The 14,325-nt window shown below is 72.0% G+C and carries 13 protein-coding genes, 1 pseudogene and 1 riboswitch; of the genes and pseudogenes, 12 read left to right on the top strand and 2 right to left on the bottom strand.

Annotated features, from left to right (window positions below; all coding sequences use genetic code 11):
• The first annotated feature begins 55 nt into the window (after positions 1–55).
• The 3 genes from OG310_RS21465 (at position 56) to OG310_RS21475 (ending at position 2,281) form a co-directional block, all read left to right on the top strand.
• A complete protein-coding gene (locus OG310_RS21465; RefSeq protein WP_329460300.1) occupies positions 56–454 on the top strand; it encodes a GtrA family protein in 399 nt (132 codons plus the stop codon).
• A gap of 96 nt (positions 455–550) precedes the next feature.
• On the top strand, positions 551–1,225 hold the full coding sequence (locus OG310_RS21470) for a SurA N-terminal domain-containing protein (protein WP_443078706.1): 675 nt from the start codon (positions 551–553) through the stop codon (positions 1,223–1,225).
• Between the two features lie 9 nt (positions 1,226–1,234).
• Positions 1,235–2,281 carry a nucleoside triphosphate pyrophosphohydrolase gene (locus tag OG310_RS21475; protein WP_443078707.1) on the top strand — a complete coding sequence of 349 codons (1,047 nt, stop codon included), beginning with the start codon at positions 1,235–1,237 and terminating at the stop codon, positions 2,279–2,281.
• Here the strand turns inward: OG310_RS21475 and OG310_RS21480 are convergent.
• Both OG310_RS21480 and OG310_RS21485 read right to left on the bottom strand, forming a co-directional pair.
• A complete protein-coding gene (locus OG310_RS21480) occupies positions 2,278–2,868 on the bottom strand; it encodes an SMI1/KNR4 family protein (protein WP_329457495.1) in 591 nt (196 codons plus the stop codon). The genes OG310_RS21475 and OG310_RS21480 overlap by 4 nt on opposite strands.
• A gap of 106 nt (positions 2,869–2,974) precedes the next feature.
• Positions 2,975–3,550 carry a HutD/Ves family protein gene (locus OG310_RS21485; protein ID WP_329457496.1) on the bottom strand — a complete coding sequence of 192 codons (576 nt, stop codon included), beginning with the start codon at positions 3,548–3,550 and terminating at the stop codon, positions 2,975–2,977.
• A gap of 70 nt (positions 3,551–3,620) precedes the next feature.
• On the opposite strand from OG310_RS21485, the gene OG310_RS21490 reads away from it, so the two are divergent.
• The 9 genes and pseudogenes from OG310_RS21490 (at position 3,621) to OG310_RS21530 (ending at position 14,083) form a co-directional block, all read left to right on the top strand.
• A complete protein-coding gene (locus OG310_RS21490; RefSeq protein ID WP_329457497.1) occupies positions 3,621–4,805 on the top strand; it encodes a helix-turn-helix domain-containing protein in 1,185 nt (394 codons plus the stop codon).
• A gap of 127 nt (positions 4,806–4,932) precedes the next feature.
• On the top strand, positions 4,933–5,262 hold the full coding sequence (locus OG310_RS21495; protein ID WP_329457498.1) for a hypothetical protein: 330 nt from the start codon (positions 4,933–4,935) through the stop codon (positions 5,260–5,262).
• A gap of 446 nt (positions 5,263–5,708) precedes the next feature.
• The gene (locus tag OG310_RS21500) at positions 5,709–6,956 is read left to right on the top strand and encodes a cytochrome P450 family protein (protein ID WP_329457499.1); all 1,248 of its coding nucleotides are present in this window, start codon (positions 5,709–5,711) and stop codon (positions 6,954–6,956) included.
• A 181-nt stretch (positions 6,957–7,137) separates the two neighbouring features.
• Complete coding sequence (locus OG310_RS21505; protein WP_329457500.1) at positions 7,138–8,628, top strand: transglycosylase family protein; 1,491 nt, start codon at positions 7,138–7,140, stop codon at positions 8,626–8,628.
• A gap of 320 nt (positions 8,629–8,948) precedes the next feature.
• Positions 8,949–9,173, top strand: a riboswitch (cyclic di-AMP (ydaO/yuaA leader).
• Positions 9,174–9,176: 3 nt separating this feature from the next.
• Complete coding sequence (locus tag OG310_RS21510; protein ID WP_329457501.1) at positions 9,177–9,857, top strand: transglycosylase family protein; 681 nt, start codon at positions 9,177–9,179, stop codon at positions 9,855–9,857.
• A gap of 555 nt (positions 9,858–10,412) precedes the next feature.
• Complete coding sequence (eno, locus tag OG310_RS21515; RefSeq protein WP_329457502.1) at positions 10,413–11,708, top strand: phosphopyruvate hydratase; 1,296 nt, start codon at positions 10,413–10,415, stop codon at positions 11,706–11,708.
• Between the two features lie 301 nt (positions 11,709–12,009).
• Positions 12,010–12,429, top strand: a pseudogene (locus OG310_RS21520) (FtsB family cell division protein); the annotation flags it as partial.
• Between the two features lie 140 nt (positions 12,430–12,569).
• Positions 12,570–13,145 carry a DUF501 domain-containing protein gene (locus OG310_RS21525; protein WP_329457503.1) on the top strand — a complete coding sequence of 192 codons (576 nt, stop codon included), beginning with the start codon at positions 12,570–12,572 and terminating at the stop codon, positions 13,143–13,145.
• The gene (locus OG310_RS21530; RefSeq protein WP_329457504.1) at positions 13,142–14,083 is read left to right on the top strand and encodes a Ppx/GppA phosphatase family protein; all 942 of its coding nucleotides are present in this window, start codon (positions 13,142–13,144) and stop codon (positions 14,081–14,083) included. Before OG310_RS21525 ends, OG310_RS21530 begins: the two co-directional genes overlap by 4 nt.
• Positions 14,084–14,325: the final 242 nt, after the last annotated feature.

Genomic DNA, 14,325 nt, shown 5'->3' on the forward strand with positions numbered 1-14,325 from the left:
TCCGGCGCTCCCGGAGCCGGCGGCGCCGGCCTCCCGCGCGAGGACCTGGTCGCAGCTGATCCGCTTCGCCCTCGTCGGAGCCGTCAACACCGGTACGTACTACGTCTTCTACCTGGCGCTCCTGAACGGCGCGGGCCTGCCCTACGTCGTCGCCCACGTCATCGCGTTCATCCTGAGCATGATCGGATCGTTCTTCCTCAACAGCTGGTTCACCTACCGGACCCGGCCGACCCTGCGGAAGTTCCTGCTGTTCCCGCTGACCAACCTGGCGAACTTCGTCATCACCACCGGCGGTGTCTACGTCCTCGTCGACCTGCTCGGCATGAACGACACATACGCGCCGCTCATCGCGGCCGCGGCGGCCATCCCGATCACCTTCGTCGTCTCCCGGACGATCATGACGCGGCCCGATGGACCGAGGACGGAGGGGCTCACGCACCCGGTTCGCGGCTGAATCGTTGGTCCAGGCAGTGGCCCACGCCACTGAGACTGCCTACCATCGATCACTGCAAGGCTTGTGCACCGAAGCACAATCTCTCGGGAGGCCCCCTTGAACCGCCTGAAGCGCCCCAACAGCCGTCACCGCGGCCTGTTTTCCCTCTCCGTAGCGCTGGTGGCGGGGGTACCGCTGCTTGCCGCGTGCTCAGGCGCGCCGCACCCGGGAGCGGCCGCCGTCGTCGGAGGGCAGCGCCTCACGGTGGCCGCCCTCCAGGGCGAGGTGGACGACGTACGCACGGCGCAGCAGGCGTCCCCCGGGTCCGCGCAGCTGATCAGCAACAGCCCGCAGCTCAGCCAGGCCAAGCTGAACGGCATGATCTTCGACCGCATCCTGGACCGCGCGGCCCGGGACGCCGGCGTGTCCGCCAGCCGCCACGAGGTGCAGACCGCGCGGCAGCAGGCGGCGGCACAGTCCGGCGGCGAGAAGCAGCTGCAGGCCTCGCTGCTCCAGCAGGGTGCGCTGACACCCGGTCAGATCGACGAGGCCGTCCGCAGGGACGTCCTCATGTCGAAGCTGGCGGCGGCCGTCGGCGGCGACACCACCACCCCCGCGGGGCAGCAGAAACTGCTCACCGTGCTCACGAAGACGTCGAAGGACCTGCACGTCGACGTCAACCCGCGCTACGGGACCTGGGACGACGCCAAGGTCGCGCTCGGCTCCACCAGGACCGACTGGATCAAGCAGGTCTCGGGCGACACGCAGGCCCAGGAGCCGTCGGACATGTGACGCGCACGCATGAGGGGTCGGTGGCCCGCTGCGGGTAAGTTCGGAAGGGTGACGGAGAAGACCACCACCCAGCCGGCCGCGGGCCGGATCGTCCTGCTCACGGTGAGCCACCGGGTCGCGCCGGGACTGCTGTCCTGGCAGGCGTGGGAGACGCTGCGCACCGCCGACCGCGTGCTGTGCGCCGACCCCCGCCATCCCCAGCTCCCGTACGTGCGGGACGCCGGCGTCACGGTCGAGCCCGCGGTGCCGACGGCGGAGGAACTCGTCGACGCCTGCCCGCCCGGCACGACGCTCGTGGTGATCCCGTCAGCGGCAGGCGACGACACCGACACGGCCCTGACCGACGGTCTCGCCCGCCTCGCCGGCTCCGGCCGTGTCCGGATGCCGGACCTGGAACTGCTGCCCGGCTCGTACGACCTGCCCGGCGCGCGCCTGCTCGACCTCGTGCAGGTCATGGACCGGATCAGGCGGGAGTGCCCCTGGACGTCGACGCAGACCCACAAGGGCCTCGCGAAGTACGGAATCGAGGAGGCGTACGAACTCGTCGAGGCCATCGAGGACGGTGACGCGGACGAACTGCGCGAGGAACTCGGGGACGTCCTGCTCCAGGTCGTCTTCCACGCGCGCATCGCCGAGGACGCGCAGGACCCCGACGACACGTTCTCCATCGACGACGTCGCCGCGACCCTCGTGGAGAAGCTGATCCACCGCCACCCGCACGTCTTCGGTGACGAGAGCGCACACACCCCCGACGACGTGCACGCCCTGTGGGAGCGCACGAAGGCCGTGGAGAAAGCGCACCGCACCTCCGTCACCGACGGCATCCCCCTGGGCCAGCCCGCCCTGGCCCTCGCGGCGAAACTGTCGAGCCGCGCCAGGTCGGCCCGCCTGAGCATCGAACTGCCCACCGAGGACAACCCGCTGGGCTACGCCCTGCTCGCCCTGGCCGCCGAGGCGGAGTCCCAGGGCGTCGACCCGGAGACCGCCCTGCGCGCGGCTGCCCGCACCTACCGCGACGCGATCAGGGCCACGGAGAAGGCGCGGCGTACCGACTAGTCCTCGTCCCCGGCGAGCGTGATCATCAAATCCCTGCTGGCGTCAAGCAGTTCGGCGAAGCCCGGGTGATCGGTGGCCTCCCCGTACTTGGGCGCGAACTCGTGGGCGGCCCACTCGCCGTCCGGGCCGGTCGCGGCGGGATCGAGCAGCCAGAGATCTTCGCCTTCGGCGATCACCAGGGCGCGCCCGAACAGCGCCGACAGCTCACCCGGTTCGCCGACCTCCTCGTCCACTTCCGTGTAGATCTCGATCAGGTGGGCGCCCCTGTCGGTGTTCCGCAGCCAGTCGATCCCGGCGCACGGCCCGATCTCGTCGATCCACCCGCCGACGCCCTGCCAGCCGTCGGTGACGCTCAGGAAGGTCCGCAGACTCGGCGGGAGGCGGGTACCCAGGCGTTGTTCGGTCGCCGTGAGGGTCTCCTCGTCCGCCGGCTCGGCGCCCAGCCAGTGGGTCTCGATCTGCTCAGCGGTCAGACGCGGGCGCACGTACTCGTTCGCGGTCCGCACGAACACCCCGCCGTACTCGACGAGGTAGCCCCTCCACTCCTCGGCGGTTCGTGGCACATCTGTGACCGGTATGGACGTCATGTCAGCGTTCCTCTTCTCCGGAAGGTTCCGCGCACCATTGTGGACCGGCCGCGGAACCGGTCGGCTCCCTGGGCAACGCACGCGGGGAACCGGCCAGTTGGCGCCGTCAGCGCGCCGGAGCGACCCGGATCTCCACGACCCTGCCCCGTCCGCGCAGGCGCAACGGGCCCGTACCGTCCTGCCGTACGCAGTCCAGGCGCCCCGGCGGAGCCGCACGTCCGTCGTCCCCGCCCAGGGCGATACCACCGTCGACGGGCAGCACGAGCAGGGTCTCGTCGCTCGCGCAGTCCAGATCGAGGACGCCGGCGACGCCGACGACCCGCACCCGCCCCGCCGTACGGCCCCGGCGCGTCATCAGGTTCAGGTCGCGCGCGGGGCCGCCCGGAAGGCGGCAGGCCGTTATGGCGTCCCCCGGGAACGCGAACGGCTCCAGGGGCGCGAGCCGGTGCTCCACGCCGTCCACGCTCAGCACCATGCCGTCGCCGTCGACCAGCGTGATCACCCGGTCCACCCCCGGGAAGGCGGAGAACGGCCCCTCGAAGGCCACGTCCGCGACACTCACCCGCCAGTCGAAACCATCCCCGTCGGCGGACGGGCAAGCGGCGACCTCCAGCGTGGTCCCGCCGCCGTTCTTCCACGGCACCCTGCGGTACTCGCCCTCCCGCAGCACTGCGGTCCCCATGCCGGTGATCCCTTCCCTCGCGTGCGCCGGACCAGCATACGAAGCACGTGGCGAGGCTTACGGTGGGGCCATGGCGTCAGAAGGCGGAGAGCACCTTGGTGAGAAGCTGCGGCGGCTGCGGCGCCTGGCCAAACTGACCCAGGAGGAACTCGCCGAACGCTCCGGTGTGTCCGTCGACGTCATCCGTCGGCTGGAGCAGCGCCGCAAGCACTCCGCGCGGCTGCCGACCCTGCACGCGCTGGCGGCGGGCCTCGGCGTCGAGCTGACGTCCCTGCTCGGCGACCCGCCCGGCGTGGCGTCCAACGGGGAGGCGGACGCCCCGCAGTTCGTCGCGGTGCGGCGCGCCATCATGCCGCCCCTGTTCGCGGCCCCGCCCGACGGGCCACTCGTACCGGACCTGCGCGAACGGATCGCCGAGGCCTGGACCCTGTACCACGACGCCGAGTTCGAGCGGCTGATGTCCGTCCTTCCCGAACTGATCGGTGCGGCGCGCCGCGCGGCGGACCCGGTCGCCCTGTGCAAGGCACTCCAGCTGGGCGGGCACCTCGCCGTCCGGATGGGCAAGACCGACCTCGCGCTCGCGAGCCTGGAGCGCGCCATGACGGCGGCGGAAGAGGCCGCGTCCTGCGACCCGCTGCTCGCGTTGATGATCGTCAACTCCGTCGCCTGGACCTACCAGCGGCAGGGGCGCCTGGACGACGCCCGGGACGTGGCCCTGCACGCGGCCGAGTCGATGGAGCGGGGCCTCCAGATCACCGCCGAGGCGGTCAAGGTACGGGGCGGCCTGCTGATGTCCGCCGCCACGAGCTACGCGCGCGGCGGCGACTACGAGCGGGCGGACGAGATGATGCGCGCCGCCGAAGCGGCCGCGCAACGGCTCAAGGACCTCCCGGCCGCCGAGGACAACCGGATGGTCTCCGTCTTCAGTACGTCGTCGGTGCGCATCGAACGCGTGCGGCTCGCCGTCCAGTTCGGCCGCCCCGAGGACGCCCTCGACCTCGCGCGCGGCATGCGCCTCGCCAAGGACACCCCGCCCTCCTGGCGCACCTGGCTGCTGCTGGACGTGGCCCGCGCGCACACGGACCTCGGTGATGCCGACGGCGCGGTGAAGACCCTGGAGTCACTGCGCCGTGTGGCACCGACCTGGATGCGCCACCACACGCTGGCGGTGGCGATCGTCGAAGACCTGTGGGAACTGCCCAATCGACCTGCGGGGCTGAGGGCGCTGGCGGAGTTCCTGGGGGTCGCCGCTTAGCGTGCGAAAAGCAGGACGCTCCGTCCCTGTGCGTGCGCGGACCGTAACGACAGCCTGGTTGTGACGGGTGGCGGGCCTCGTGTTCGGTCCCCGGACCCCACTCCACAACGGACGAGGTGAGCAGGGCATGAGCGGAAGTGATGCCAGGAAGTTCCTGGCCGGGTTGACGAGTCGGTTCGGCGCCGACGGGATCCTCGTGGTCCGCACGGCAGGAGCCGGGGAATCCGCCGACGGCGCGGAGCCCGCTCCGGGCGACGGTCTGAAATGGCCCCCGTGCCGTTGCGGGCAGGCAGTTTGCCCCGATCGCGGGCTGGACGACGAAGTGACGGCCCCGGAGGGCGCGGAGACCCGGAGCGAGACCGGCGCCGTGCGGCGAGCCGACGCGTTGCCGGACGCGGACCGGCTGCGCTCGCGGCTCGCGGAGCGAAACCGGTACAGCAGCCGTGGCGGGCTGTGAGTGGCCGCGCCGTACGCCGGAGGCCCCAGCAATCAGGTCCCGCCCGGTGACGGTGCGTCCCCTATATACGCGCACCTTTGCGGGCGCGTGCGGAAGGGGGCAAGGGCAGGCAACCGGGCGGCGCCGCTGGATGTGTGGCGTCCGCCGGGCGCGGATGCCCCTGGTCGGTGCCGTCGGATTCTCGACTCCAACGCCCCTTGGAGGATCACCGTTCCCCGGGTCCCTGGCTGCGAGCGGCAGCGCCCCCGGCTGCCCCCGCCCGCGCCCCCGGCGGCCCGCGCCGGGGCACTTCCGCGCGCTCCGGCGTGACGTGCCGCGGAGCCTTCGCGTGCTCCGGCGGTCCGGGGCGAGGCGTGTACGCGCCGGGGCGTGCAGGGCTTTCGCACCGGTGTGTATATAGGGGACGGGCGTGCGCCGCCGGAGGGCGTGCGCCGTACCGTTCAGGCATGTCCGATGCCGCTTCACCGTCCCCCGAACTCTTCTCCTGGGAGTTCGCCTCCGACCCGTACCCCGCGTACGCCTGGCTGCGCGAGCACGAGCCCGTGCGGTGGACGCGGTTGCCCAGCGGGGTGGAGGCGTGGCTCGTGACGCGGTACGCGGACGCCCGCGTGGCGCTCGCGGAGACCCGGCTGTCGAAGAACCCGGTGCACCATTCCGAGCCGGCGCACGCCCGGGGCAAGACCGGGATCCCGGGGGAGCGGGGCGCGGATCTGATGACGCATCTGCTGAACATCGACCCGCCGGACCACACCCGGCTGCGCCGGCTCGTCTCGAAGGCGTTCACCCCTCGCCGGGTGGCCGAGTTCGCGCCCCGCGTGCAGGAGCTGTCCGACCAGCTCATCGACCGGTTCGCGGCCACCGGGTCCGCCGACCTCATCCATGATTTCGCGTTCCCGCTGCCGATCTACGCGATCTGCGACCTCCTCGGCGTGCCCCCCGAGGACCAGGACGACTTCCGGGACTGGGCGGGCATGATGATCCGCCACGGGGGCGGGCCGCGCGGCGGCGTCGCACGGGCCGTAAAGAAGATCAGGGCGTACCTCGCGGACCTGATCCACCGCAAACGGCAGGCGCTCGGCGACGACCTCATCTCCGGCCTCATCCGCGCCAGCGACCACGAGGAGAGCCTGACGGAGAACGAAGTGGCCGCGATGTGCTTCGTGTTGCTTTTCGCCGGATTCGAGACGACAGTGAACTTGATCGGCAATGGGGTGTTCGCCCTGTTGCGCAACCCCGGGCAGCGGGCCGTGCTCCAGGACGCGCTGCGCGCGGGCGACGAGTCGCCGCTCGCCACGGGCATCGAGGAACTGCTGCGGTACGACGGCCCTGTTGAGCTCGCCACCTGGCGTTACGCCACCGAGCCGCTGACGATCGGCGGCCGGTCCATCGCCACCGGGGACCCGGTTCTCGTGGTGCTCGCCGCGGCGAACCGCGACCCCGAGCGGTTCGCCGCGCCCGACACCCTCGACCTCGGCCGGCGTGACAATCAACACCTCGGCTACGGCCACGGAATCCACTACTGTCTCGGCGCACCGCTCGCCCGCCTCGAAGGGCGCACGGCGCTCGTGTCGCTGCTGACGCGCTTGCCCGATCTGCGGCTTGCGGCCGATCCGGCCGAATTGCGGTGGCGTGGTGGTCTCATCATGCGGGGTCTGCGCACGCTTCCGGTCCGCTTCGCACCCCTGCGTGACTGAGGTCGTATCAACTCTGTGATATTCGCGTGATCTCCGCTGCACCGACTTGTGACAAGCGTTCGACTGACGCTACGTTTCCGAGCGACTCACCGGTCACAGGTGACGTGTACAGCCCCAGGGCCGTGAGTCGCTTCGCGCGTCGCGCATTCCATGCGTGACCACGTAAACGGAAGGTAATCGCATGTCCGGGAACGGTCGACACCGTCGCCCCCGCCAGGCGCCCGCCATCGTCGTGGCCGCAGGGGTGACCGGTTCCGCCATCGCCATTCCGCTGCTCGGCGCCGCGAGCGCGCACGCGGCGGACGCTTCCACTTGGGACAAGGTCGCCGCCTGCGAGAGCGGCGGACAGTGGAGCGCCAACCTCAGCAACGGCTACTTCGGCGGCCTCCAGATCACTCAGGACACCTGGGACCAGTTCGGCGGCAGCGACTACGCCGCCCGTCCCGACCTGGCCACCAAGTCCCAGCAGATCGCGGTGGCGGAGAAGATCCTCGCGGGGCAGGGCCCCCAGACCTGGGCGAGCTGTGCGGACTCGGCCGGTCTGCCGCAATCCAAGCCGGCGCCGAGCTCTGACGGGAGCGGCACCGACGGCGGGGGTCTGGGCGCTGTCCTGGGCGGCCTGCTCGGCGGCTCGCACGGTTCGGGCGGCTCCGCCGCGACGAACCCGTCCGGCACCCCGGCGACGACGGGCGGCACGGCCACCCCCGACCCGTCCGGAAGTTCCCAGACGTCCGGTGGCACGGCGACGGGGGACGACGGCACGAGCGGTACGCCGAACCCGTCCGCGAGCCCCTCGGGCTCCGCGTCGCCGGGTGTCTCCGGCTCGGGGCACGGCAAGGCGGGCGGCGGCACCTCCGCGAGGGGCGGCAAGCACCGCGCCGCGACGCCGGGCACCGCGCCCTCCACCGACGACGGGGGTTTCCCGCTCAGCGTGAGCCGCGACAACAGCGGCGGTCTCGCGTCCGGCTCGGAGACGAGCGGCGCGGGTTCCATCGGCAACTCCGACCTGCCGGGTGTCGTACCGGACTCGGGCGCGACGCCCGTCATCCACATCCCCTTCGCGCCGCACTACTCCGGCACGCACGCCGGGGGCGCCTCGCGTTCGCTGTTCCAGTTCCCGGACGAGGTCACCTGGACCTCTCCCGACGCGGCGCCGGCCGGCGCCGCCGCGCGTGCCACCGCGACTCCCTCGGCCACCGGCACGCCGTCCGGCACGCAGGGCGCTCAGGGTGCCCTGGGCGCCCCGGGTGGCGTCGGCGCGTCCGGCACGCCGTCGTCGGCGGCCGTGCCCGGCGGGACCGGCGCGCCCGGTACGACGACGGTCACGCCGGCGCCCTCGGGTTCGGCGGTGACCGGAGGCAAGCACCGTGGCGGCGCCGCGACCGAGGCGTCCCGCACCTCCACCCCGACGTCCGAAACGGACGGTGGGGGTCAGACCGGCCAAACCGGACGCCAGGTCGGATCGGGTGACACTTCGTCAGACGCGGGGACCCCGGCGGCGGATTCCGGGGCCCGCTACACCGTCCACGCCGGCGACAGTCTCTCCGGTATCGCGGTGGGCCAGCGGGTGGACGGCGGCTGGCAGGCCCTGTACGAGGCGAACAAGGCCGCGCTCGGGTCCGATCCGAACCACATCGTTCCTGGCCAGAGTCTCAGCCTCCCGGTGGGCTGACGCCTCAGGCGAAGCGGGGACGGCGCACGGGTGGCCACGAAGTGGCCCCCGTGCGCTGTCAGTTCGGCCCCCTATGTCCGATTCTGTGAAAATGAGACAAGCGTCTCTTCGGGTTGTTTGGTCGAAATGGGCCGTCAGATTCGCCTTTTTCAGGGCTCACCTGGGGAAATGCCGCCACCCGGGTGAACGCTATGAGTGTTATTACCGGGATGTCCTTCTTTGAAGATCTGACAGTCGTATGTTTACGGTCTTCACCGCTCGCACCGCGGGCCCTGTCGACCGAAACGCCGAATCCTGCCGTCGGTCGACCGGAACAGTCGTCGCGTCAAGCGCCGAAGGCAGGAGCGGGGGACCCAAGGTTCCGCCGCCGGACCGGGAAGGCTGTCCGTGAAGGACGGCCCAGCGGCCCGGCTTGGGGTTAAGCCGCGAGCGGTACGCACCGCCAGTGCGTACCGCGTGGACCACACACGTGGGCCGATCGCGACCGGGCAACTCACTGCGCCCGAACCCGACAGCTGACCTCGCAGGCGTCGGTGAGGAGATGCTTCATGCTGCGTTCGAGCAAGTCCCACAAGCACCGTCGCCCGTCCAAGGCCGTCCGCTACGCCGCGCTCGCAGGCGTCACCGGCGCCGTCGTCGCGGTCCCGCTGCTGTCCGCCACGTCGGCCTCCGCCGCGTCCGTCTCCGAGTGGGACCAGGTCGCGAGTTGCGAGTCCGGCGGCAACTGGGCGATCAACACCGGCAACGGCTTCTACGGCGGCCTCCAGTTCACCAGCTCCACCTGGTCGGCGTACGGCGGCACCGCCTACGCGGCCCAGGCCAACCAGGCCTCGAAGTCCCAGCAGATCGCCATCGGCGAGAAGGTCCTCGCGGGCCAGGGCAAGGGCGCCTGGCCGGTGTGCGGCAAGGGCCTCTCGGGCCCCGGCGGCTCCGGTGCGGCCCCGAGCACCTCCACCTCCACACAGTCGGCCCCGGCCAAGCAGCAGAGCCAGCCGCAGGCGAGCCCGGCGCGGCAGCGCCCGGCCCAGCCCGCGAGCCGTGGCAGCGCCCGCCCCACCGTGATCAAGAAGGGTGACGGTGAGTACAAGGTCAAGGGCGGCGACACCCTGTCCACGATCGCCTCGGCGCACCACGTCAAGGGCGGCTGGAAGAAGCTGTTCGACCTGAACAAGAAGATCGTCACGGACGCCGACGTGATCTACCCGGGCCAGCAGCTGCACCTGCACTGACCGGTACTCCCGCGCACCGTTCCCGCGCACCGCTCCCACCCGGCCGTTCGGCCGGACCTGCTCCGGCGGGCCCGGTCGGTCTCCCACCGGCCGGCTGGGGGAGACGGGGCGCCGGGCGCGGCGCCACCCGGACGAGAACCCTGACGCGACGGTCCCCGGCCGGTTGGAGCGGTCCGGCCCCCCGAGGGCCGGGCCGCTTCGTCGTCCACCGGGCGCCCGGACGGGGGCGAACTTCCCGGAACGTGCGGGGAGGTTCGCCCGCCCTCGGTCGCGTGCGCCGGGGGGTTCCCGCCCCCGGCGACGGTCCGCCGGGGAGGCGAACCGTCCCCGGTGACCGCGGCGGTCGTCGGCCGCCGGTTCGCCGGATTTGTCACCGCGCATCTGGCGGCCCGCGCGCCCATGTGATCGCCCGGCCACCCGTCCGGGCGTCCGGCCCCCGCACGTATGGGCGTGGGGACTGCCCGGGGCACTTCCCGGCGCCCGCGCCGGTTAGGCTCTTGGCGCAAGGACTACAGACGCAGACCCTGCGCTCCCCACGTCACTTCCCAGAAGGAGATGCTCGTGCCGTCGATCGACGTCGTCGTAGCCCGGGAAATCCTCGACTCCCGAGGTAACCCCACCGTCGAGGTCGAGGTCGGCCTCGACGACGGCAGCACCGGCCGTGCTGCCGTCCCCTCCGGCGCCTCCACCGGCGCCTTCGAGGCCCTTGAGCTGCGGGACGGTGACCAGAACCGCTACCAGGGCAAGGGCGTGGAGAAGGCCGTGCTCGCGGTGATCGAGCAGATCGGCCCCGAGCTGGTCGGGTACGACGCCACCGAACAGCGCCTCATCGACCAGGCGATGTTCGACCTGGACGCGACCCCCGACAAGTCCTCGCTCGGCGCGAACGCCATCCTCGGCGTCTCGCTCGCCGTGGCGCACGCCGCGTCCGAGGCGTCCGACCTGCCCCTGTTCCGTTACCTCGGCGGCCCGAACGCGCACCTGCTGCCGGTGCCGATGATGAACATCCTGAACGGCGGCGCCCACGCCGACTCGAATGTCGACATTCAGGAATTCATGATCGCGCCGATCGGCGCGGAGTCCTTCTCCGAGGCGCTGCGCTGGGGTGCCGAGGTCTACCACACGCTGAAGAAGGTCCTGAAGAGCAAGGGCCTTTCGACGGGGCTCGGCGACGAGGGCGGCTTCGCGCCGAACCTGGAGTCGAACCGCGCCGCGCTCGACCTCATCCTGGAGGCCGTGAACGAGGCCGGCTACGTGCCGGGCCGCGACATCGCCTTCGCCCTGGACGTCGCCGCCTCCGAGTTCTACAAGGACGGCAGTTACGAGTTCGAGGGCAAGACCCGGTCCGCCGAGGAGATGACGGCGTACTACGCGGAGCTCGTCGACGCGTACCCGCTGGTCTCCATCGAGGACCCGCTGCACGAGGAGGACTGGGCCGGCTGGAAGACCATCACGGACCAGCTCGGCGCGAAGGTGCAGATCGTCGGTGACGACCTGTTCGTCACCAACCCCGAGCGCCTGGCCCGCGGCATCGAGGAGGGCGCGGCCAACGCCCTGCTGGTGAAGGTGAACCAGATCGGTTCGCTGACCGAGACACTGGACGCCGTCGAGCTGGCCCAGCGCAACGGCTTCAAGTGCATGATGTCGCACCGCTCGGGCGAGACCGAGGACGTCACCATCGCCGACCTGGCCGTCGCGGTGAACTGCGGTCAGATCAAGACCGGCGCCCCGGCCCGCTCGGACCGTGTCGCCAAGTACAACCAGCTGCTGCGCATCGAGGAGATCCTCGACGACGCCGCCGTGTACGCCGGACGCAGCGCGTTCCCGCGTTTCCGCGGCACGGAGAGCTGAGACCCCCTCGTGTCACCGCGTCCCCGGCCATGGTCCCGTACCGTGTCCGGGGACGCGCACGTACGTACGGGACGTACGACAGGTGACAGGGAGTGTGGCCATGGCACGCACCGGAGACCGGGACGGAGCGCGTAACGGCGCCGGCGACCGCACCGGCGAGCGCCGTCCCCGCGACCCCGTCCCCGGCCGGACGCCCGTGAGGGAACCGGGTGTTCCGTCGCGCCGCGGCGGAGGCGGCCGTTCCACGGGTGGCCGTTCCGGCGGGGGCCGTTCCGAGGACCGCTTCTCCACCGCGACGCGGCTGCGGGTGCTCGGCGAGCAGACGGCGGCCCGCGTCTACCGCTCGCAGAACCGCAGACAGGCGCACCGCTCCCGGCTGACGGGACGCGCCGCGTTCCTCGCGCTGGTGCTGTGCACGCTGGTCGTCGCGCTCGCGTACCCGATGCGGCAGTACGTCTCGCAGCAGGGCGACATCGCCGACCAGCAGCGGACCGCGCGGGAGGCGAAGGCGCAGGTCGAGAAGTTGCGGGACGAGAAGGCCAGGCTCCAGGACGACGCCTACGTCGAACGGCTCGCGCGCGAGCGCCTGCACTTCGTGATGCCGGGGGAGAAGGGGTACACGATGAACGCCCCGAGCGCCGTCAAGCAGGAGCAGCAGGCGATCGGGCCCGCGAACCGCCCCTGGTACGCGAACATGATGGACGACGTCGACCACGCGGACACGGCGGCGGCGGTGCGTACCAGGACCGGTACGGGCACCGGCGCGGACGCGACGCGGGGCGGCGCGAAGAACTGAGGACCGCGGGGCGCGGCCCTTTACGCACGGTCCCCCAACGAGCAGCAAGGCAGTACAGACCAGCCATGGAAACCCCTCCTCCGCAGACTGAACGCACCGAGCCGCCCACGGCGGACGACATCGCGGCCTTCCGGGCCCAGCTCGGCCGGCCGCCGCGCGGGCTGCGCGCCATCGCGCACCGCTGCCCGTGCGGGCTGCCCGACGTGGTGGAGACCGCGCCGCGCCTGCCGGACGGGACGCCGTTCCCGACCACGTACTACCTGACCTGCCCGCGCGCCGCGTCCGCGATCGGCACGCTGGAGGCGAACGGCGTCATGAAGGAGATGACCGAACGCCTCGCGAGGGACCCGGAACTGGCCGCCGCGTACCGGGCCGCGCACGAGGACTACCTCGCGCGCCGCGACGCGATCGAGGTGCTGGCGAACTTCCCGAGCGCGGGCGGCATGCCGGACCGGGTGAAGTGCCTGCACGTGCTGGTGGCGCACTCCCTGGCGGCGGGTCCCGGCGTCAACCCGCTGGGCGACGAGGCGATCGCCCTGCTGCCGCAGTGGTGGCGGAAGGGCCCGTGCGTGGACGCCGCGTGCGTCCAGGCCCCGCGGGCCCCGCACGAACAGGAAACGACGACGGAGACGGGCGAATGACCAAGGTTGCGGCGATCGACTGCGGCACCAACTCGATCCGGCTGCTGGTGGCAGAGGCCGACCCGGCGACGGGTTCGCTGACCGACCTGGACCGGCGGATGGAGATCGTCCGGCTGGGCCAGGGCGTGGACCGCACGGGCCGGCTGGCGCCGGAGGCGCTGGAGCGGACGTTCGCCGCGTGCCGCGCCTACGCGGAGGTGATCGCGGCGCACGACGTCTCGCGTGTCCGCTTCGTCGCCACGTCCGCCTCGCGGGACGCCTCCAACCGCGACGACTTCGTCGGCGGCGTGCTCGACATCCTGGGCGTGCGGCCCGAGGTCATCACCGGCGACGAGGAGGCGGCGCTCTCCTTCACCGGCGCGACCCGCGAACTCGCCACCCACCAGGCGGCGCTGGTGGTCGACATCGGCGGCGGCTCCACCGAGTTCGTCCTCGGCGACGAGCGGGTACGGGCGGCGCGTTCGGTCGACATCGGCTGCGTACGCCTGACGGAACGTCATCTGCTGCACGACGGCGAGCTGACGGACCCGCCGACCGCCGCGCAGATCGCGGCGATCCGCGCGGACATCGAGCGGGCGATCGACGAGGCGGCTGCGACCGTTCCGATGCGGGACTCCACGACGCTGGTGGGACTCGCGGGCTCGGTGACGACGGTGGGCGCGATCGCGCAGGGGCTCACGGCGTACGACTCGGCGGCCATCCACCGCTCACGGGTCTCGTACGAGCAGGTCAAGGACATCACGGCGACGCTGCTCGCGGCGACCCACGCGGAGCGCGCCGCGAACCCGGTGATCCATCCCGGGCGGGTGGACGTGATCGGGGTGGGCGCCCTGATCCTTCAGACGATCATGGAACGCACGTCGGCGGCCGAGGTCGTCGTCAGCGAACACGACATCCTGGACGGCATCGCCTGGAGCGTGGCCGAAGCGGGTGCGTGACCCCGCGGGGGCGGTGGCGCGGAGGCCACGGGTCCGCGCAGTCCGCCCCCGCGTGAGTCCGGGGGCCGGCCCGTGTGCGGACGGGTTCACCCGGCCGACCGGATGAACCCGCCGGATGGCGCGTCGGGCGTCGCGGCGGTCGCCGGCCGTGGCGACGGGAACGACGGGGTTCACCGTCCTCGGTCCCGCGCACGGCCCGGTAGCCGCCGGCCCGGAGCCGATGGAGGTCCGTGGGACCCACG

The sequence above is a fragment of the Streptomyces sp. NBC_01497 genome (genome assembly GCF_036250695.1).
In the GTDB taxonomy this organism is placed as follows: Bacteria; Actinomycetota; Actinomycetes; order Streptomycetales; family Streptomycetaceae; genus Streptomyces.

Coding starts and splice junctions, on each gene's coding strand:
- OG310_RS21475 (WP_443078707.1), top strand. CDS start 1,235: ATGAGGGGTCGGTGGCCCGCTGCGGGTAAGTTCGGAAGGGTGACGGAG.
- OG310_RS21480 (WP_329457495.1), bottom strand. CDS start 2,868: ATGACGTCCATACCGGTCACAGATGTGCCACGAACCGCCGAGGAGTGG.
- OG310_RS21485 (WP_329457496.1), bottom strand. CDS start 3,550: ATGGGGACCGCAGTGCTGCGGGAGGGCGAGTACCGCAGGGTGCCGTGG.
- OG310_RS21490 (WP_329457497.1), top strand. CDS start 3,621: ATGGCGTCAGAAGGCGGAGAGCACCTTGGTGAGAAGCTGCGGCGGCTG.
- OG310_RS21495 (WP_329457498.1), top strand. CDS start 4,933: ATGAGCGGAAGTGATGCCAGGAAGTTCCTGGCCGGGTTGACGAGTCGG.
- OG310_RS21500 (WP_329457499.1), top strand. CDS start 5,709: ATGTCCGATGCCGCTTCACCGTCCCCCGAACTCTTCTCCTGGGAGTTC.
- OG310_RS21505 (WP_329457500.1), top strand. CDS start 7,138: ATGTCCGGGAACGGTCGACACCGTCGCCCCCGCCAGGCGCCCGCCATC.
- OG310_RS21510 (WP_329457501.1), top strand. CDS start 9,177: ATGCTGCGTTCGAGCAAGTCCCACAAGCACCGTCGCCCGTCCAAGGCC.
- eno (WP_329457502.1), top strand. CDS start 10,413: ATGCTCGTGCCGTCGATCGACGTCGTCGTAGCCCGGGAAATCCTCGAC.
- OG310_RS21525 (WP_329457503.1), top strand. CDS start 12,570: ATGGAAACCCCTCCTCCGCAGACTGAACGCACCGAGCCGCCCACGGCG.
- OG310_RS21530 (WP_329457504.1), top strand. CDS start 13,142: ATGACCAAGGTTGCGGCGATCGACTGCGGCACCAACTCGATCCGGCTG.